General features: G+C 65.3%; 16 protein-coding genes. 10 read left to right on the forward strand and 6 right to left on the reverse strand.

The features are described from left to right. Nucleotides 1–37: 37 nt before the first annotated feature. From AC1Y2B_RS14015 to AC1Y2B_RS14040, 6 genes are all read left to right on the forward strand, one after another. Nucleotides 38–1,102 (forward strand): ABC transporter permease, encoded by a 1,065-nt coding sequence (locus AC1Y2B_RS14015; RefSeq protein WP_482253724.1) that lies wholly within the window; start codon nucleotides 38–40, stop codon nucleotides 1,100–1,102. Next, nucleotides 1,099–2,004, forward strand: a complete 906-nt coding sequence (gene nikC, locus AC1Y2B_RS14020) for a nickel transporter permease (RefSeq protein WP_482253725.1) — start codon at nucleotides 1,099–1,101, stop codon at nucleotides 2,002–2,004. The genes AC1Y2B_RS14015 and nikC overlap by 4 nt, the downstream gene beginning before the upstream one ends. Next, a complete protein-coding gene (locus tag AC1Y2B_RS14025; RefSeq protein WP_482253726.1) occupies nucleotides 2,001–2,831 on the forward strand; it encodes an ABC transporter ATP-binding protein in 831 nt (276 codons plus the stop codon). The genes nikC and AC1Y2B_RS14025 overlap by 4 nt, the downstream gene beginning before the upstream one ends. A gap of 1 nt (nucleotide 2,832) precedes the next feature. Then, on the forward strand, nucleotides 2,833–3,591 hold the full coding sequence (locus tag AC1Y2B_RS14030) for an ABC transporter ATP-binding protein (RefSeq protein ID WP_482253727.1): 759 nt from the start codon (nucleotides 2,833–2,835) through the stop codon (nucleotides 3,589–3,591). 95 nt (nucleotides 3,592–3,686) lie between these two features. Continuing rightward, nucleotides 3,687–4,745, forward strand: coding sequence for a dipeptidase (locus AC1Y2B_RS14035; RefSeq protein WP_482253728.1), 1,059 nt, complete (start codon nucleotides 3,687–3,689; stop codon nucleotides 4,743–4,745). A gap of 15 nt (nucleotides 4,746–4,760) precedes the next feature. Further along, a complete protein-coding gene (locus AC1Y2B_RS14040; protein WP_482253729.1) occupies nucleotides 4,761–5,687 on the forward strand; it encodes an AbiTii domain-containing protein in 927 nt (308 codons plus the stop codon). A 19-nt stretch (nucleotides 5,688–5,706) separates the two neighbouring features. On the opposite strand, the gene AC1Y2B_RS14045 is transcribed toward AC1Y2B_RS14040, so the two are convergent. Beyond that, nucleotides 5,707–7,200: a trimethylamine methyltransferase family protein gene (locus AC1Y2B_RS14045; RefSeq protein ID WP_482253730.1), complete on the reverse strand. Its 1,494-nt coding sequence runs from the start codon at nucleotides 7,198–7,200 to the stop codon at nucleotides 5,707–5,709. Beyond that, complete coding sequence (locus AC1Y2B_RS14050; RefSeq protein ID WP_482253731.1) at nucleotides 7,197–9,218, reverse strand: oxidoreductase; 2,022 nt, start codon at nucleotides 9,216–9,218, stop codon at nucleotides 7,197–7,199. The genes AC1Y2B_RS14045 and AC1Y2B_RS14050 overlap by 4 nt, the downstream gene beginning before the upstream one ends. A gap of 470 nt (nucleotides 9,219–9,688) precedes the next feature. Between AC1Y2B_RS14050 and kce the strand changes: the two genes are divergently transcribed. From kce to AC1Y2B_RS14070, 4 genes are all read left to right on the forward strand, one after another. Next, nucleotides 9,689–10,615 (forward strand): 3,5-dioxohexanoate:acetyl-CoA acetone transferase, encoded by a 927-nt coding sequence (kce, locus tag AC1Y2B_RS14055; protein ID WP_482253732.1) that lies wholly within the window; start codon nucleotides 9,689–9,691, stop codon nucleotides 10,613–10,615. Continuing rightward, nucleotides 10,612–11,067: a GNAT family N-acetyltransferase gene (locus AC1Y2B_RS14060; RefSeq protein ID WP_482253733.1), complete on the forward strand. Its 456-nt coding sequence runs from the start codon at nucleotides 10,612–10,614 to the stop codon at nucleotides 11,065–11,067. Before kce ends, AC1Y2B_RS14060 begins: the two co-directional genes overlap by 4 nt. After that, nucleotides 11,064–12,080 (forward strand): histone deacetylase family protein, encoded by a 1,017-nt coding sequence (locus AC1Y2B_RS14065; protein ID WP_482253734.1) that lies wholly within the window; start codon nucleotides 11,064–11,066, stop codon nucleotides 12,078–12,080. The genes AC1Y2B_RS14060 and AC1Y2B_RS14065 overlap by 4 nt, the downstream gene beginning before the upstream one ends. Nucleotides 12,081–12,165: 85 nt before the next feature. Next, nucleotides 12,166–13,032 (forward strand): DMT family transporter, encoded by an 867-nt coding sequence (locus AC1Y2B_RS14070; RefSeq protein ID WP_482253735.1) that lies wholly within the window; start codon nucleotides 12,166–12,168, stop codon nucleotides 13,030–13,032. 20 nt (nucleotides 13,033–13,052) lie between these two features. Here the strand turns inward: AC1Y2B_RS14070 and AC1Y2B_RS14075 are convergent, their stop codons facing one another. From AC1Y2B_RS14075 to AC1Y2B_RS14090, 4 genes are all read right to left on the reverse strand, one after another. Continuing rightward, a complete protein-coding gene (locus AC1Y2B_RS14075) occupies nucleotides 13,053–14,636 on the reverse strand; it encodes a N,N-dimethylformamidase beta subunit family domain-containing protein (protein WP_482253736.1) in 1,584 nt (527 codons plus the stop codon). Then, nucleotides 14,627–16,441: a S9 family peptidase gene (locus AC1Y2B_RS14080; protein ID WP_482253737.1), complete on the reverse strand. Its 1,815-nt coding sequence runs from the start codon at nucleotides 16,439–16,441 to the stop codon at nucleotides 14,627–14,629. The genes AC1Y2B_RS14075 and AC1Y2B_RS14080 overlap by 10 nt, the downstream gene beginning before the upstream one ends. A gap of 10 nt (nucleotides 16,442–16,451) precedes the next feature. Beyond that, a complete protein-coding gene (locus AC1Y2B_RS14085; RefSeq protein ID WP_482253738.1) occupies nucleotides 16,452–17,429 on the reverse strand; it encodes an ABC transporter ATP-binding protein in 978 nt (325 codons plus the stop codon). Next, nucleotides 17,426–18,010, reverse strand: a 585-nt coding sequence (locus tag AC1Y2B_RS14090) for an ABC transporter ATP-binding protein (protein WP_482253739.1), incomplete at its 5' end; no start/stop codon positions are given. The genes AC1Y2B_RS14090 and AC1Y2B_RS14085, both read right to left, overlap by 4 nt.

Consider the following 18,010-nt stretch of genomic DNA (forward strand, 5'->3'; position numbering starts at 1 on the left):
GCGCGCGCCGCAGCCCGTGCGGCGCGCGCCCCCCCCCATGGCCGAACTGTCAGACGCCCCCGTCCACGCCCCTGCCGCGATCCGCTTTGTCAAGCAGACCGCGAGCACGTTGTTTTCGCTGCTGATCACCTTCATCGGCCTGTTGGCCGTGACCTTCGTCATCGCCCGCGTGGTGCCGATTGATCCGGTCATGTCGATCTTGGGCGAAAGGGCCACGGCCGAGCAGATCGCCGCGCTGCACGCCAAGCTGGGGCTGGATGATCCGATGTGGATGCAGTTCCTGATCTATGTGAACGATGTCTTTCACGGCGATCTGGGCACCTCGATCCACACCCGTGATCCGGTGCTGACCGAGATTGGCCGCTATTTCCCCGCCACGCTGGAGCTGTCCACGCTGGGCATCCTGATCGGCATCGTGATCGGCATTCCGGCGGGCGTGCTGGGGGCGACCAAGCCCGGATCGTGGCGCGACCAGATCGTGCGGCTGATCGGGCTGATGGGCTATTCGATGCCGGTGTTCTGGCTGGGCCTGATGGGGCTTTTGCTGTTTTACGGCCATCTGGGCTGGGTTGGCGGACCGGGGCGGCTCGATTCCGCCTATGACATGATGTACGACATGCAGGTGCCGACGGTCACCCACATGATCCTGATCGACACCGCGCTGGCGGGGGCGTGGGACATGTTCTGGAACGCGGTGTCCCATATCATCCTGCCCGCCTCGATCCTGGGCTATCTGTCGATGGCCTATATCAGCCGCATGACCCGGTCTTTCATGATGAACGAGCTGGGGCAGGAATATATCACCACCGCCCGCGTCAAGGGCATGCCGGAACGCCGCGTGGTCTGGGTGCATGCGATGCGCAATGTGGCGGTGCCGCTGATCACCGTGATCGCGCTGTCTTATGCCAGTCTGCTGGAGGGCGCGGTGCTGACCGAGACGATCTTCGCCTGGCCCGGGCTTGGCCGCTACATCACCGACGCGCTGATGGTCGCCGACATGCCTGCCGTTCTGGGCGGCACGATCGTTGTCGGTGCGGTTTATATCGGCATCAACATGTTTTCCGACTTCCTGTACCGCCTTGCAGATCCGAGGGCGCGATGACGACGCTGAACGCCTGGCTGATGGACCCCAACCCCAAGTCGCGCCTGCAATCGCGGGCGGCGCAGACTTGGCTGTCGTGGCTGCGCTTTCGCCGCAACCCCTTGGCGATGATCGGGCTGATCATCTCGCTGGCGCTGATCTTCCTGTCGATCTTTGCGCCGCTGCTGGCGCCCTATGACCCGATCACCCAGACCCTGTCGATCCGCCTTCAGCCGCCCCTGACCCCCGGCCACTGGATGGGCACAGACGATTTCGGGCGCGACATCTGGAGCCGTATCCTGTTCGGGTCGCGCATCACGCTGTACATCGTGCTTCTGGTGATCCTGACGGCGCCGGTTGTCGGGCTGATCATCGGCACGGTGGCGGGCTTCTTTGGCGGCTGGGTCGATGCGGTGCTGATGCGGATCACCGACATCTTTCTGGCCTTTCCCAAGCTGATCCTGGCGCTGGCGCTGGTGGCCGTGCTGGGGCCGGGCATGGTCAACGCGGTGCTGGCCATCGCGCTGACAAGCTGGCCGCCCTATGCCCGGGTGTCGCGGGCCGAGACGCTGACCGTGCGCAACTCTGACTACATTGCCGCCACCCGCCTGCAGGGCGCGTCTGCGCTGCGGCTGATCTGGGGGCATGTCATGCCGATGTGCCTGCCCTCTGTCATCATCCGGGTGACGCTGGACATGGCGGGGGTGATCCTGACGGCGGCGGGGCTGGGTTTTCTGGGTCTGGGCGTGCAGCCGCCGCTGCCCGAATGGGGCCTGATGATCTCGGCCGGACGCAAGTTCCTGTTTGAACAATGGTGGGTCGCCACCATGCCGGGGCTGGCGATCTTCATCGTCTCTTTGGGCTTCAACCTTCTGGGCGACGGGCTGCGCGATGTGCTGGACCCGCGGAGTGCCGGCAAATGACCCTTCTGTCGGTGAAGAACCTGCGCGTGACCTTCGATACCGAGACCGGGCCGGTGGAAGCGGTGCGCGGCGTGTCGTTTGATCTGAACCGCGAGCGGCTGGGCATCGTGGGGGAGTCGGGTTCTGGCAAGACGATGACCGGGCGGGCCGTGCTGCGCCTGATCCGCAAGCCGGGCCGGATCGCGGCGGATGCGATGACCTTTGACGGGCAGGACCTGATGGCGGCCAGCGAGCCGCAATTGCGCGCGCTGCGCGGGCGCCGGATCGCCATGGTGATGCAGGACCCGAAATTCTCGCTCAACCCGGTGATGAAAGTGGGCGCCCAGCTGATGGAAGGCTTGCGCCAGCGCGACCACGCCTCGCGGTCCGAAGCCCGCACCAAGGCGCTGGCCGCCCTGGCTGCCGTGCAGATCCGCGACCCCGAGCGCGTGATGGAGGCCTATCCGCATGAGCTGTCCGGCGGCATGGGCCAGCGCGTGATGATCGCCATGATGCTGATCCCCGACCCTGACCTGCTGATCGCCGATGAGCCGACCTCGGCGCTGGATGTCACGGTGCAGGCCGAGGTGCTGTCGATCCTGGACAATCTGGTGAAGACCCGCGGCATGGGTCTGATCTTCATCAGCCACGACCTGCGGCTGGTGGCGCGCTTTTGTGATCGGGTGCTGGTGATGTACAAGGGCAAGATCGTCGAGGAACTGGCGGCCAAAGACCTGCTGCACGCCAAACACCCCTACACGCAGGGCCTGCTGAACTGCCTGCCGCGCATCGGTGGCACCCGGGGGCCTTTGCCGGCGCTGGACCGCAACGCCGACTGGGCGCGCTGACATGGCCCTGATCGAGATTGAAAACCTGTCCGTCACCTTTCACACCGCCGGCCGCCATGTCCGCGCGGTGGAGAATGTCTCGCTGAAGGTGGAGGCGCAGCAAAGCTTCGGCCTTGTGGGGGAGTCGGGGTCCGGCAAGTCCACCATCCTGCGCGCCATCTGCGGCATGGCGCCCATCACCGGCGGCACGATCCGCATCGACGGCAAGCCGCTGGCCCACCCGCGCGGGGCGGGTTTTGCGCGTCAGGTGCAGATGGTGTTTCAGGACCCCTATGCCTCGCTGCACCCGCGCCACACCATCGACCGCGTGCTGAGCGAGCCGCTGGCCATCCACGGCCAGAAGGGCACTGACGCCAAGATCGAGCAGGCGCTGATCGACGTGGGCCTGCCCCCCGCCTTCCGCTTCCGCTATCCCCACCAGCTGTCGGGCGGCCAGCGCCAGCGCGTGGCCATCGCCCGCGCCCTGATGCTGCAACCGCGGATCCTGCTGCTGGACGAGCCGACCTCGGCGCTGGACGCCTCGGTTCAGGCCGAGACGTTGAACCTTTTGTCGCGGCTGCGGGTGGAACGCGGGCTGACCTTCCTGATGGTGTCCCACGACCTTGCGGTGATCGACCACATGTGCGACCGCATCCTGGTCATGCAGCATGGCAAAGCGGTCGAGGAACTGTCGCGTGAGGCGCTGGCCTCCGCCGCCATGACCACGCCTTATGCCCGCGCCCTGTTCGTAGCCTCTGCCGACCGCATGCTGGAAGGTTAGACGATGCCCGCCGCCCTTTTCATTTGTTCCCAAATATCCCACGGGGGTGCGGGGGTGTGAAACCCCCGCGTGCCACCGCCAGCCAGAGGCCCCACATGTTCCCCACGTTCGACGGCCACAACGACATCCTTTTGCGCCTGTACAATGCCCCGCAGCACCGCGAGGCGATCTGGCTGACCGGCGAGGGCAAGGGCCACCTTGACCTGCCCCGCATGCAGAAGGGTGGCTTTGTCGGCGGTTTCTTCGCCATCTATATCCCCTCGCCGCACGAGGATGACGGCATCGACTTCCAGCAGCTGATGGAAAACCCGCCGTTCCGCCTGCCACTGCCGAAGCTGATCCCGGCGTCGGATGCGCTGCCGACCGCCTGGGCGATGGCCAACCACATGCTGTGGATGGAGCGCGCCTCGGAGGGCCGCTTCCAGCTGGTCACCAGTGCCGCGCAAATCCGCGCCAACATGGCCAAGGGCGTCATCTCCGGCATCCTGCACATGGAGGGCGCCGAGGCGATCGGCCCGGACCTTGACGCGCTTTACGCCTTCCACGCGCTTGGATTGCGCTCGCTCGGCCCGGTCTGGAGCCGGCCGACCATCTTCGGCCACGGCGTCCCCTTCGCCTACCCCGCCTCCCCCGACACCGGCGACGGGTTGACCGAGGCCGGCAAGCGGCTGATCAAGGCCTGCAACGAATTGGGCGTGATGATCGACCTCAGCCACATCAACGAGAAGGGCTTCAACGACATAGCCGCCCTGTCGACCGCGCCTTTGGTCGCCACCCACTCCAACGCCCACGCCCTGACGCAATCCTCGCGCAACCTGACCGACCGCCAGCTTGCCGTGATCAAGGAGTCGCAGGGCATGGTCGGCCTGAACTTCGCCACCTCCTTCCTGCGCCGCGACGGAAAACAATCCGCCGACATGGGCTGGGAAGACACCCTCGCCCACCTCGACCACCTGATCGAGCACCTCGGCGAAGATCACGTGGGACTGGGCAGCGACTTCGACGGCGCCACCATCCCCAAAGGCATCGGAGACGTCACCGGCCTGCCCAACCTGCAACAAGCCATGCTCGACCACCAATACGGCGAAGCGCTGGTGAAGAAACTGACCTCGGAAAACTGGCTGGGGCTGCTGGAGAGGACCTGGGGCGAGTGACATAGGATAGGTTGCATGAGCCTTTTGCGTGAGATCCAAGCTTCACTAATGGAACAGGATCAGGATATTGGCCCGATTCTTTTGAAACTGCGTTTTCTCGCATCACGCTTGGGCAGCGTTCCTCTCGCCGAGTGGGTTCGGTTCGAGTCGGAGGGCTATCCGAATGATGTAACACTCCCCGATTATCGGATATTGGGAGTCACCTACAAAGTTGATACCAGCGGATACGCGGGCTCCGGTATGCGTAACGCACCTGTTCCAAACGCTTTAATAAAGAAGTTTGCCGGTGAAAAATGGTCAAACTATGAATGCCGACAAAGCGTCGCGTCTATTGATAGCTTGGTTTCTGGCGCGAAAACCGAGGGTAGCCTAAGTATAAATGCATCGAATTTGATGCTTGCGTTGCAGGGCAAAATCTATCCGAACGACACAATCATCGCAGTTACCGGATCACTTTCAGTCGGCGCTTTGGTAGAGATACAAAGTGCGGTGCGATCACGAGTCTTGGAGTTAACCATAGAAATCGAGAAAGAGACACCAATTGCATCAGATATCGTTCTTGGCCCAGTGAGGGTTAGTGTTGGATCGGAGGAACAGCAGAAGGTTTCCCAAATTACCAATCAAGTTATTCACGGAAATTATACTGCGATCTCAAATTCAGGTGTAATCTCAGGCCTCATGCTATCCATTGGCCGCGGTGAATCAGATTCAGTTGTTACCGCGCTTGTCGAAAAGGGAGTTACGAAAAAAGAAGCAGAGGAGTTTGCTCAAATATTAGCCAGCGAGACCCCAGAGAGCACAGAGGAACCTTTCGGCGCAAAAGCTAAAATATGGATTGCAGAAAAGGCAGGAAAGATGGCGAGCGGAGTTTGGAATCTTGGCATTTCTGTCGGAACCAAAGTTCTTACCGAAGCTGCATTGAAGTACTATGGCTTGAAGTAAAGCTTTCCCACCTCCACCCTCAATTCATCGGCGCCCCGCCCTCCGCCTTCCGCTTCGCCACATACTCCGCCAAAGCCTCCGCCACCGCCACATCCAGCTTCGGCTCCTCATACCCGGCCAGCAGTTCCTTCCAAAGCCGGTTGGCGCGGCGTGGGGCCTCCTCGGCGCCCTTCTCCAGCCACGTCGGATAGTTGTCCCAGTTCGACAGCATCGGCGCGTGGAAGGCCGTCTCGTAACTCCCCATGGTCTGCGCGGTGCCGAAGAAGTGGCCGCCCGGCCCGGCCTCGGCAATCGCCTCCAAACCAAGGGCGGCGGCGTCGGTGGCCAAGGGTTCCATCCAGGCCTGCATCATTTGCAGCATCTCGGCGTCGAGGATCAGCTTTTCGTAGCTGGCCGTCAGCCCGCCATGCATCCAGCCCGCCGCGTGTTCGATCAGGTGGACGCCGCCGGTGATCGCCCCCCAGAGCGCCATCTGGGACTCATAAGCCGCCTGCGCGTCCACCGCATTGGCCGCCGTCACGTTCGACGACCGGAACGGCACCCCGATATGCCGCGCCAGTTGACCTGAGGCTTGCGCGGCCTTGGCATATTCCGGCGTGCCGAAGGCGGGCGCGCCCGAGCGCATGTCGACGTTGGAGGTGAAGCCGCCATACATCACCGGCACGCCCTTCTTCACGATCTGGGTCAGGCAGATCCCCGCCATCGCCTCGGCATGTTGCAGGACCAGCGCGCCGGCGATACTGACGGGCGCCATCGCTCCGGCCAAGGTGAACGGCGTGATCACGTTGACCTGTCCGTGGCGGGCCATGGCAATCAGCCCCTCGGCCATCGGGATGTCCAGTTGCAGCGGCGAGTTGGTGTTGATGATGCCCAGCAGGCTGACCGGCAGGCTGTCCGGCGTGCAGCCGAACATGATCGCGGCCATCTCGATCCCGTCCATCGTGCGCGCCAGCCCAAGGGTCTGGGTCTGCCAGCTTTTGTCAAGCAAGGTGATCTGCGCCAGATAGATGTCGAGATGCCGTGTGTTGGCGGGCAGATCCATCGGCTCGAACGGGCCGCCGCCCTCTTGCTGAACGACGTTGAGGGATTGGATCAGCTTGAGGTATTCGCACATCTCGGCATGGGTGCCGTCGCGACGGCCGCGGTCGATGTCCATCACATAGGCCGGCCCGCCGACCGAGGCGAAGACCATGTCCCGCCCACCAAAGCGCAGCGATTTGGCCGGATTGCGCGCGGCCAGCGTGAAGGTCCGCGGGACCGAGGCCAGCAGGTCCGCCACCAAGGCGGGGTCAAGGCGGACCATCTCGGCGGCAATCTGGGCCCCGGCGCGGGCAAAAAGGGCCCGCGCTTCGGCGGAAAGCACCTTCAACCCGGTCCGCGCCAGCAGGGTCAAAGCCGCCTGATGGATCGCCTCGACCTGATCGGCCGAGATCACCTCCAGCGGGGCATAGGTCAGCGGCACCTGACCGAAGGGGCGCTGCGGGATGCCGCCGCGGGCGCGCGGGCGTCTCATTGCACACCCCGATGTGGCGGCATCTCGCGCCGCAGGGGCTGCGGTGGCTCGCCCAGTTCGCGCGCATGGCTGTGGGCCGAATAGATCGCATCGGCCATCGAAGAGGGCATCAGGCAATCCCCGACCCGCGCCAGTGAGGCGACTTTGCCCGCCAGTTCAGAATAAAGCCCATCCGCCGGCAGCCGCCCGGTGGCCAGGATCAGGGTTGCGCAGGGCCGTGCCGCCAGCGCGCGCCCGGTATAGGCGCATTGGGTCTGCAGCCCCTGATCGGTCAGCCCGACCGCCAGCCTGGCAAACTCCAGCCGCACCCCGGCCTCGATCAGACGGGCCTGCACGAAGCCCTGTTCGTCGGTGTAGACCGTCCAGGCCGAGGCGAGGTTCTGCGGCGTCACATAGGTGACGTCATGGCCTGCCAAAGCCAGCTTCTCGGCCAGGGCGCCGGCCATGAAGTAATGCTCGTCATCATAGATCACCACCGGGCCGTTGATCGCGGCCCCGGCGAAGACATCATCGGGGGTCAGCGCGCCGGGGAAAGCCTGCGGCGTCATGCCGATCACCCCAACCCCGTCGCGCCGCCAATGCGCGCCCGTTGCCAGGACCACATGATCGGCGTCAAAGCCCAGCACATCCCCAGCCGTCAGGCGGCTTTCCGGGTACAGCGTCACATTGGGCAGCTTGGCCAACATGGTCAGCCGCCAATCCCGGACCCGACCCCAGGTCGCCAACCCCGGCAAGGTGCTTTCCCGGTTGATCCGGCCCCCCGGCGCGCGTTCGGCAAAGGCCACCGCGACCTCAAGCCCGCGCCGCCCCAGACTCAGCGCCGCCTCCAGCCCCGCAGGCCCGGCCCCCACCACCAGAACCTTGCCGCCGGGATGGGGGGGAATCCGTTCGGGATGCCACCCCTTGCGCCACTCTTCCCCCATCGTCGGGTTCTGGGTGCAGCGCAGGGGCACGCCTTCGTTGTTGGCCGCCCGGCAGATGTTGCAGCCGATGCATTCACGGATCTCATCCGCGCGGCCCTCGCGGATTTTCGTGGGCAGGAAGGGGTCGGCAATCGAGGGCCGCGCCGCGCCGATGAAATCCTGCACCCCGCGCCGGATCTGGCTGACCATCCGGTCCGGCGAGGTGAAGCGCCCGACGGACACCACGGGCTTGCCGGTCAAGCCCTTGACGAACTTGACATAGTCTTCCTGGAACCCCTCGGCCGAGAACCGGGCCGACTTCGAGTCATTGCCCAGGGCCCCTGCCAAATTCACATCCCACAGGTCCGGCAGATCGGCGAGCAGGGCCACAACCTCGCGCCCCTCTCCGTCCGAGGTGATCCCCTCCGGCCCGTGCAATTCATCCACCGCCAGCCGCAAGGCCACGGCGCAGGTATCGCCGACCGCCTCTCGGGTTTCCTCGATCATCTCGCGCAGCAGGCGCACCCGGTTTTCCAGACTGCCGCCATAGGCGTCCGAGCGCTGGTTGGTCCGCCGCGACAGGAACTGGAACGGCAGGTAATCGTGGCCGGCATAGACATAGACAATGTCGAACCCGGCCCGCTTGGCCCTGACCGCCGCCTCGCGCTGCCAGCGGCGGAAGTCGCGAATGTCCGACAGGTCCATCGCCCGCGAGGTGGTGGGCAAATGATACATCGCAGGCTGTGCCATCGGCGCCATCGAGGGCAGGCGGGTCATCCGGTTGGCCGCGTGCCCGCCGCCATGCCACAGCTCCACCCCGGCCAGCGCGCCATGGCGATGGATGGCGTCGGCGGTGGCGGCGAGGGGCGCCACATCCTCCTCGCCCCACAGGGTCAGAAAGGCATAGGGGCTGTCGTCCGAGGACGGATGGACCGAGCAATATTCGGTACATACCACCCCCCAGCCGCCCTCGGCCTTCACCCCGCGCAGCGCCGCCCCGGCCTGCGGGCGCTGCCAGCCAAACCCCGTCGCATGCGGCGTCTGATAGAACCGGTTCGGCGCGGTGACCGGGCCGATTTTCACCGGCTCGAACAGAATGGCATGAGTGGGGTCCATCGGCGCCTCCCGCAAGCAGGCCCAGCGCCTGTTATACAAATGTTCAACAAACCGAGGCACCTGTCAAGCGTCCGGTAGGGTGGGGTTCAACCCCACCCTACGGGCACAGCCCGCACCGCTTGATCCCAGGCGAGGCGGTCCGACCGGCCTTGGCGCAGACTGCTGTGGCGGCGCCCCCCCCACCGCCTTTGGCCACCGTCGCAAAGGCCACGCACCGGGCACACCCCGGGTCGGGCCGCAACCGCAATTTCCCACACAGGGCCACGGCCTGTGCGATTCGTCCGAAATCCCCAACGCTGCCCCATCTTCCCGGGCGCAGGGACGGAAGCAGGCGGCCGGCAAGACTGGCGTTCCTGCCCCAAGCTCCCGCGTTAACCCAGCGTTCTCAACCCCTTGGCGCGCTATGGCCCAACCGCCAGACCCGTTGCATCCCCCCCCCTGCCATGCCACTCTCGGACGCGGAGGGCCCCATGTCCAAAATCATCATCTCCTGCGCCATCACCGGTTCGATCCACGTTCCCAGCCAGTCGCCGCATCTGCCCTACACGGCTGAGCAGATTGCCGGGTCCGCGATCGGTGCTGCCAAGGCCGGGGCCGCCATCCTGCATCTGCACGCCCGCCACCCGCAGACCGGCCGCCCCTCTGCCGACCCAACCCATTGGGCGGGCTTCCTGCCTGCCATCAAGATGTCGACGGACGCCGTCATCAACATGACCACCGGCGGGTCGGCCACCATGACGCTGGAGCAGCGCCTTGCCGCCCCCAAGGCGAATGCGCCAGAGATGTGCAGCCTCAACATGGGGTCAATGAACTTCGCGCTGTACCCGATGCTGGCCCGCATCAAGACCTTCCGGCACGACTGGGAAAAGCCGTTCCTGGAGGCCTCTGACGATGTGGTGTTCAAGAACACCCCGCGCGACATTGCCCATGTCCTGTCGGAAATGGGAGCGGAACGCGGCGCAAGGTTTGAGTTTGAATGCTATGATATCAGTCACTTGACCATGCTGAAGCACTTTGTCGACCGCGGTCTGATCCAGGCCCCGCTGTTCATCCAGTTCGTCTTCGGCGTCCTTGGCGGCATGCCGGCAGAGCCTGAAATCCTGACCCTTCTCAAGCGCACGGCCGACCGCCTGTTTGGCGACAGCTACCAGTTTTCCGTCCTCGCCGCCGGTCGCGCCCAGATCCCGATGGCCACGATGGCGGCGGCGATGGGTGGCCATGTCCGCGTTGGGCTTGAGGACAATCTGTATATTTCCCAAGGTGTTCTGGCGGAAAGCAACGCCCAGCAGGTCACCTTGATCCGCGAGATCGTCGAGCGTCTGGGCCGCAGCATCGCCACGCCAGACGAGGCGCGGGCGATCTTGCACCTCAAGGGCCGCGACAAGGTGGCCTTTTGAACGCCACAGCTGCCATAAAGCCGGTCAGTGCGGCTGACCTGCCCGCCCTGCGTGCCATGTTGCAAGCCCTGTCCGACCATGACGGCGGCACCTATGAGGTGGGTGCCACGGCGGCCCTGTCGCAGGCGCTGTTCGCCCCGCGCCCCCTGCTTTGGGGCCTGATCGCGCCGCAAGGCATGGTGCTGTATTATCCCGACTTCTCAACCCATAGGGGACAGCCCGGCGTCTACATTCAGGACATCTACGTGGCACCCGAGGCGCGCGGCACCGGCCTCGCCCGCGCTCTCTTGGCCGAGGTGATGCGGCAGCAAACCTGGAACGCCCGGTTCATCACCCTCGGCGTCAGCCCCGACAATGCCGCCGCCACCCGCTTCTACGCCAAGACCGGCTTTCTCAAACGCGGCTACGAGATGATGATCCTTGACGGCAAAGCTTTGGATTCCTTGACATGATCACGCTTTACCATCCGGGCCAACGCGCCCATGATCCGAAGTTCTTCCTCTCGTCGGGCGCGCCCAAACCCTGCCCCGAGCAGCCAAGCCGCATTGACGCCCTGCTGTCGGGTGTGCAGTCTCTGGGCCTGCCGGTCCAGACCCCGGCGGATCATGGCATGGATGCCATCGCCGCCGTCCACCCGGCGCGCTACCTGACCTTCCTGCAGACGATCCACGCGCGCTGGCAGAACATCCCCGGCGCCTCGGCCGAGGTGATCCCCAACATCCACCCCGCCAACCGCAGCGATGGCTACCCGCTGTCGGCGGTGGGTCAGGCCGGCTATCACATGACCGACACCTCCTGTCCGATTTCGGCCGAGACCTGGGGGGCCGCCTATGCCTCTGCCCAGTCGGCCATCGCCGGCAGTGCGTTGATCCTGCAGGGACATCGCAGCGCTTATGCACTTTGCCGCCCCCCTGGTCACCACGCCTTTGCCGAACTGGCGGGCGGCTTTTGCTACCTCAACAACACCGCCATCGCGGCCCAGCAACTGACCCTATCGGGGCGCAAGGTCGCCATCCTGGACGTTGACCTGCACCATGGCAACGGCACACAAGGCATCTTCTACGACCGGCCCGATGTGCTGACCGTCTCGCTGCACGCCCATCCGGAGCGCTACTATCCCTTCTTCTGGGGCTATCCTGCCGAACGCGGCGAGGGCGCGGGAGAGGGGGCCAATCTCAACCTCTGCCTGCCGCGCGGCAGCGCCGACGCCGCTTTCCTGCAGTCCCTGCACCAGGGTCTGGAGGCGATCACCCTTTGGGGCGCTGACACGCTCGTCCTCGCCCTCGGCCTCGACGCCTTCGCGGGCGACCCCTTTGCGGGCCTCGCCGTCACCACGCCGGGCTTCGCCCAGATCGGGTGCCAGATCGCCGCCCTTGGCCTGCCCACCCTCATCGTCCAGGAGGGCGGCTATCTTTGCCCCGAACTGGGCCAGAACCTCGCCGCCGTGCTGAAAGCCTTCCTCTGACCCCTTTCACATTTGGGCAAATATCCCGGGGTCCGGGGCAGCGCCCCGGGGCCAGCCAAAGCCCGCATCGCCTGAAAGTATGCCCTTGCCCAGACACGCTCCCCTCATCGGCATTGCCCTGATGCTCGCCGCCATGGCCGTGCTGCCCTGCATCGACGTGATCGCCAAGGTCATGGGGCGGGCGGGGATGCCTGTCTTGCAGATCGTCTGGGCGCGGCTGACCTTCGGCGCGCTGCTGACCCTGCCCTTTGCGGCGCGCCACACGGGCGCGCGCGGGCTGATCCCGCAGACCCCGGGCATCCACACCCTGCGGGCCTGCCTGCTGATGGCCTCGACCTTCTTCTTCTTTTCCGCGCTGAAGTCCTTGCCCATCGCCGATGCGCTGGCGATCTTCTTCGTGCAGCCCCTTGTCCTGACAGCGCTGTCGCCGCTGATCCTGAATGAGACCGTTGGCCCCCGCCGATGGGCCGCGGTCTGCGTCGGGTTCCTGGGCACGCTGATCATCATCCGCCCCGGCCTGACGGCGCTCAACCCCGGCAGCGTGCTGGCGCTGGCCTCAGGCACCAGTCTGGCGCTGTATTTCCTGCTGACACGCCGCATCACCGGGCGCACCAAGGCAATCGTCACCACCTTCCACACCAATGCCATCGGCGCGGTCATCGCCTCCGGTCTTGTGGCCCTGGTCTGGAAGACCCCGACGCCGGTGGAGTGGCTGCAGTTCCTCTCGCTCGCCGCCATTGCCAACATCGGCCATTATTGCATCGTGCGCGCCTATGACCATGCCGAGGCATCGCTGCTGGCGCCCTTGGCCTATACCGAGATGGTGACCTCGACCCTCCTCGGCCTGATCTTCTTCGGAGACTTCCCGGACCGCTGGACCTTCCTCGGCGTCGCCATCCTGATCGCCTGCGCGGTCTACATCTCGCTCCATGAACACCGCAAGTCGGCGTAGGGTGGGGTTATAACCCCACCCTACTGGCCCCAGACGCCGCGCAAGATCCGCCGGGTGACCCGTTCCACCACCGCATCGCCCTTGATCAATCCCGCGACCCATTCGCAGGATCCGGCGTTGTAGACCGCCCCCTTGCCGCGTCGATATTCCACCATGCAGCCATTGCCGCGGCTGGCGCGGCCGAGGGTTTCGGCATTGACCGCGCCATAGACCACCATGGCCACCTCCTCCGCATCCAGCCGCCCGATGAAGCTGTCGGCATCCTGCGGACCGGTCGAATGGGCCAAGGTGGTGGCCGGAGACAGGCCGATGATGGTCAGCGCCCCGTCCAGCCCCACACCCTCGACCGCGAAGGGCAGGCCGTGGGTCATGGTGTAGTCGATGCCATCCACCTCGTACCCGAAGATCTTCGCCTCTGCCCCCAGCACGTCGCCATAGCCAAGCCCGCTGTCCTTGACCGACCAATGCTCGGGCCGGTAAATCGCGAAGCCGCCCGCGCCATGTGCGGCGCAGCGGCTCCACCCGGCATAGACGCCCATCGAACCGGTGAGGCCCATGGTCGCCACCGCCGGGCGCTTCACCTGCGGGTGGTCCCAATAGCTGGTCAGGCGCCTGGGCTCGGGGGTCGGGTCCCGCTGCGGGGCGGCGTATTTGTAGCAGGTCTGCACCGAAAGATCGGCGGAAAGCCTGGTTTGCCAGAAGAAATTCCCGGCGAACCGCGCCAGTTCGCCGCCCCGGTCAATCCATGCCTCCAGATGGTCGCGCATCTCCCATGTCCAGTATTCGTCATGGCCGACGATCACGGCACGGGTGTAGCCGTCCAGCAGGGCGGGGTTGCCATGCAGGTCGTGCTGTGTCGCATAGGACAGCGCGATCCCCTGCGCCTCGGCCCACAGGGCGAAGGGGCGTTCGAAGGCCCCCCAGCCCGAGGAGGCGTATTTCTTCGAAATCCCCTTGGCGCGGGCGTAGTCCATATGCGGATAGCGCGGCTTGGACAGCAGCGGCGAGGCATGCGGGATGCGCGGCGCATCCTCGGGCCAGCGGACAAAGCCTTTGGCCCAGGGCCTGTGGATGCTGACCTCTGGCGCGAACTCGGCGCGGTGCGGGCCGGTGATGCCTTGATAGTGGTTCGACCCGCCCCAGTCGTTGTAAGCGCACCATGTGCCGGTGGCGAGGATCATCAGCAGGCCTTCGGGTTGGGCCGCTTTCAGCACGAACATATGTTCCGACTGATGCCCGGCCACGGTCAGCCGCACGACATAAACGCCAGAGCGCCATGCGGCGGGAATCGTCAGCCGATACCGCTCGGGCCAGCCGCAGCCCTTGACCGAGCAATCCTCTGGCGTCGTCTCAAAACGAAGCGCAACCCTTGTATCGACCAGCTTTTCCGGGCTTAGCCCGTCGCGTAATATCTCCAGCCGCGCCGTGGGTGACGAGGACATGGCGTGCAGCACCAACTCATCCCCCGGCGCGTAGCTGAGCCGATCCGTATAGCCCCAGACCTGCGCTCGGGCGGGGTCAGGGCTGGCTGCCTCGTAATAATGCCCCGTCACCGCATCGCCATCGTCATAGGGGCCGGCGACAAAGAAATCCTTCAGGCGCATCGCATTCCCTCGGCAAAGGCGCGGTCCAGAAAGCGGGCGGCGCGGATCAGGTAGGTTTCGACATTGGTGCGGCGGAAGATGCCATGACCCTCGTTGTCAAAGAGCATCACCTCATGGGCAATGCCGGCCGCTGTCAACTCGGCCACGGCGACATGGGTGTTCTGCGGCCCGACATTGCTGTCGGCCAGACCGTGGACGATCATGACATGGCCCCTGATATCCTTGATGAAATTGCCCGGACTGGCATTGGCGTATTTCTGCGGCACCTCATCGGGGGTCCCGCCCATCATCTCTTCGGAATAGGCTTTGAGGTGGGGCTGGTCGGTCTCGTTGTAGTCGATGTCAAGCTTGTACATGCCGCACATGGGGATCGCTGCCGTCACCAGATCGGGGAAGCGGGTGATGGCGAACCAGCTGGAAAACCCGCCGTAGGAATTGCCCATCACCGCGACCTTGCGCGGCGCAAAGCCGTGATGAATCGCGGCTTCAAGACCGGCGCGGATGTCGGATTGTTCTCTGCCGCCCCAGCCATCGGTCTTGACCGCCTCGCGCCAAGCATAGCCGAAGCCGGTGGACCCGCGATAGTTCGGATCAAGCACGGTGTAGCCCAACTGGACAAAGAACCCGATCCGCGGGTTGACCCAGTCTTCGGAATGCCAGGTCGGGCCGCCGTGGACATAGGCGATGATGCCTTTGGACGGGCCTTCGGGTTCATAAAGCCAGCCCTGCACCTTTTTGCCATCCACCGCGTCCCACCAGAACGCGCGCGGCGCGCGGTGGCGGCGGGTCGAGGGCTGGGCCGGGATCAGCCTGCGGCAGGTGCCATCCGGCGCGACCTTGACCAGACCATGCGGGGCAGAGGCGTCATAAGCCTCGGCCAGCCAACCGCCGTCGGGCAGGGCGGCGTGCGGCAGCAGGCTGCGGCGACCGGACAGGTTGGGCAGGGGCCGCTGACCCGAGGCATCGAAAACCACCGCCCCGGTGTGGCTGTCGTGATGGGTGATGCAGGCGAAAAGCCCCGGCCCCACCACCACGTCATGCGGCAAAAGCTGCGGCTCGCCGCCCAGCCAGCGGGTGGTGCCTGCCGAGAGGGTGAAGATGCCCAACTCATCGCGTCCGCCGCGATCGGTCACCACCACGATGCGGTCATCGTCCAGCCATTTGCCCCGGCTGAAGTTGCGCTCTCCCAAGGCAAAGACCTCTCGCAGGCCGGAGCCGTCGGCGTTCATCACCCAGACCTGGCCCGAGCCCGCCGCCCTTTCACTGACGTTCAGAAGGATGCGCGCGCCGGAGGGCGATTGCAGCGGCGCCTGACCGTTGAACTGCGGCGTCCGGGCAAGGCACGTCCTTGCGCCGGTTGTCAAATCCTGCCGCCAGATCAGGCCCTGTCGGGTGACGGTCTGGGTTGCATAATCATAATCGGCGGCGAAGATCACCGCCTTGCCATCGCGGGTCAGTTCCCCGCCATAAACGAAATGGCTGTCCTGCTTGGGAGTCAGCAGCCGCAGCCGGTTTCCCACCCGGCGGTCCAGCAACAGCAGGTGGTCATGTTCATCGGCGTGGCGCGATTGGGCGAGGATCAGCACCTGCCCATCGGGCGACACATCGCGGATCTGGACATGGTCGGTGCCGAAGGTCAGCTGCTCGACCAATCCCGGCGCAGCGAGGGGGGCGCAGAAGGCGTCCTCCACCTCTCCGCCGCCAGAGCCGCACCAGAAGGCCCAAGCCCCGTCCCCCGAAGCATGGACGCAGGAGATTTGCGGCAGGCTGGCCCAAGCCCGGGCGAGGGGTTTCAGGTCTTCCATGACGGCACTTTCACGTGGGGGTCTTTACAAAATGGCAGGCCGCCTGACGGTCGCCAAAGTGGCGCAAGGCGGGGCGTTCGGCGTGGCACAGGGCCTGCGCCAAGGGGCAGCGGGTGGCAAAGACGCAGCCCTTGGGCGGGTTCAGGACCGAGGGCAATTCGCCGGTCAGGGCCGAGCCGCGTCGCCCTTTTTCACGCACCGGATCGGGTTCGGGCACGGCATCCATCAAGGCGCGGGAATAGGGGTGCAAGGGACCGGCGTAGAAGGCGTTGCGCGGCGCCACCTCGACCACATGGCCCAGACACATCACCATGACCTGATGGCTGATGTGGCGCACAACGGCGAGGTTGTGCGAGATGAAGACCAACGCCAGCCCCATCCGGTCCTGCAGGTCCATCAGCAGGTTGATGACCTGCGCCTGAATCGACACATCCAAGGCCGAGACCGGTTCATCACAGATCATCAGCTTCGGCCGCCCGATCAGCGCCCGCGCAATCCCCACCCTTTGCGCCTGCCCGCCCGAGATTTCATGCGGATAGCGCCGGGCGAAATCCTCTGACAGGCCAACCTCCTCCAGCGCGTGGATGGCCCTTGCCTGCCGTTCGGCCTTGGACAGGTCGGGCGCGAAGGTGGCCAAGGGGCGGGAAATGATCTTGCCCAGGGTCATCCTTGGGTCGAGGGCCGCCAAAGGGTCCTGAAAGATGATCTGCATTTCGGCCCGCTTGCGGCGCAGGTCCGCCGCCGAGAAGCTGGCCAAGTCCTGCCCCTGCCAAAGCACCTGTCCCCCGGTCGGCATCGTCAACCGCAGCAAGGCCCGGCCCAGCGTAGACTTGCCGCACCCACTTTCCCCCACGATGCCCAGCGTCTGTCCCGGTTCCAGCGTCAGGTTCACGCCATGCACGATGGGCAGGATGCGCGCCGGCGCAAACAGCGTGGCCCCGGCGATCGGGTAGCCCACATCCAGATCACGCGCCTGCAGCAGGGTCATAGCGCCTCCAGATGGCAGGCCAGCTGCCGGGAGCCGCGTGTCACCAAAACCGGCTGCGTCTCACACACCGCCTGTTTCAGGCTGCACCGCGGCGCAAAGGGGCAGCCCGGCAACATCGCCCCCCCTGATCGCGGGGTGCCGGGGATGGTGCCCAAACGCGCCTCCAACGCATCCGCCAGACGCGGCGTCGCGGCCATCAGGCCCTTGGTGTAGGGATGCCGGGGAGAGGCAAACATCTCCTCCGCCCGCCCCTCCTCCATGATCCGCCCGCCGTACAGCACGATCACCCGGTCCGCCATCCGCGCCACGACGCCCAGATCATGGGTGACAAGGATCACCGCCGTCCCAATCTCCCGCGCCAGTTCCGACATCAAATCCAGCACCTGCGCCTGAATGGTCACGTCCAAAGCCGTCGTCGGTTCATCGGCCAGCAGGATCGCGGGCCGCGCCAGCAAGGCCATGGCGATCATCACCCGCTGCCGCATCCCGCCCGAGAATTCATGCGGATAGGCCCGCGCCCGACGCTGGGCATCCGGGATGCGCACGCGGTCCAGCATGGCCACCGCCGCCTCCCACGCCTG

The organism is Stagnihabitans sp. (assembly GCF_964946895.1).

Bases quoted from the DNA above. Each gene is read 5' to 3' on its own strand.
- AC1Y2B_RS14030 (WP_482253727.1), top strand. From the start codon at position 2,833: ATGGCCCTGATCGAGATTGAAAACCTGTCCGTCACCTTTCACACCGCC.
- AC1Y2B_RS14035 (WP_482253728.1), top strand. From the start codon at position 3,687: ATGTTCCCCACGTTCGACGGCCACAACGACATCCTTTTGCGCCTGTAC.
- AC1Y2B_RS14045 (WP_482253730.1), bottom strand. From the start codon at position 7,200: ATGAGACGCCCGCGCGCCCGCGGCGGCATCCCGCAGCGCCCCTTCGGT.
- AC1Y2B_RS14080 (WP_482253737.1), bottom strand. From the start codon at position 16,441: ATGGAAGACCTGAAACCCCTCGCCCGGGCTTGGGCCAGCCTGCCGCAA.
- AC1Y2B_RS14085 (WP_482253738.1), bottom strand. From the start codon at position 17,429: ATGACCCTGCTGCAGGCGCGTGATCTGGATGTGGGCTACCCGATCGCC.
- AC1Y2B_RS14015 (WP_482253724.1), top strand. From the start codon at position 38: ATGGCCGAACTGTCAGACGCCCCCGTCCACGCCCCTGCCGCGATCCGC.
- AC1Y2B_RS14050 (WP_482253731.1), bottom strand. From the start codon at position 9,218: ATGGACCCCACTCATGCCATTCTGTTCGAGCCGGTGAAAATCGGCCCG.
- AC1Y2B_RS14025 (WP_482253726.1), top strand. From the start codon at position 2,001: ATGACCCTTCTGTCGGTGAAGAACCTGCGCGTGACCTTCGATACCGAG.
- AC1Y2B_RS14065 (WP_482253734.1), top strand. From the start codon at position 11,064: ATGATCACGCTTTACCATCCGGGCCAACGCGCCCATGATCCGAAGTTC.
- AC1Y2B_RS14075 (WP_482253736.1), bottom strand. From the start codon at position 14,636: ATGCGCCTGAAGGATTTCTTTGTCGCCGGCCCCTATGACGATGGCGAT.
- nikC (WP_482253725.1), top strand. From the start codon at position 1,099: ATGACGACGCTGAACGCCTGGCTGATGGACCCCAACCCCAAGTCGCGC.
- kce (WP_482253732.1), top strand. From the start codon at position 9,689: ATGTCCAAAATCATCATCTCCTGCGCCATCACCGGTTCGATCCACGTT.
- AC1Y2B_RS14040 (WP_482253729.1), top strand. From the start codon at position 4,761: ATGAGCCTTTTGCGTGAGATCCAAGCTTCACTAATGGAACAGGATCAG.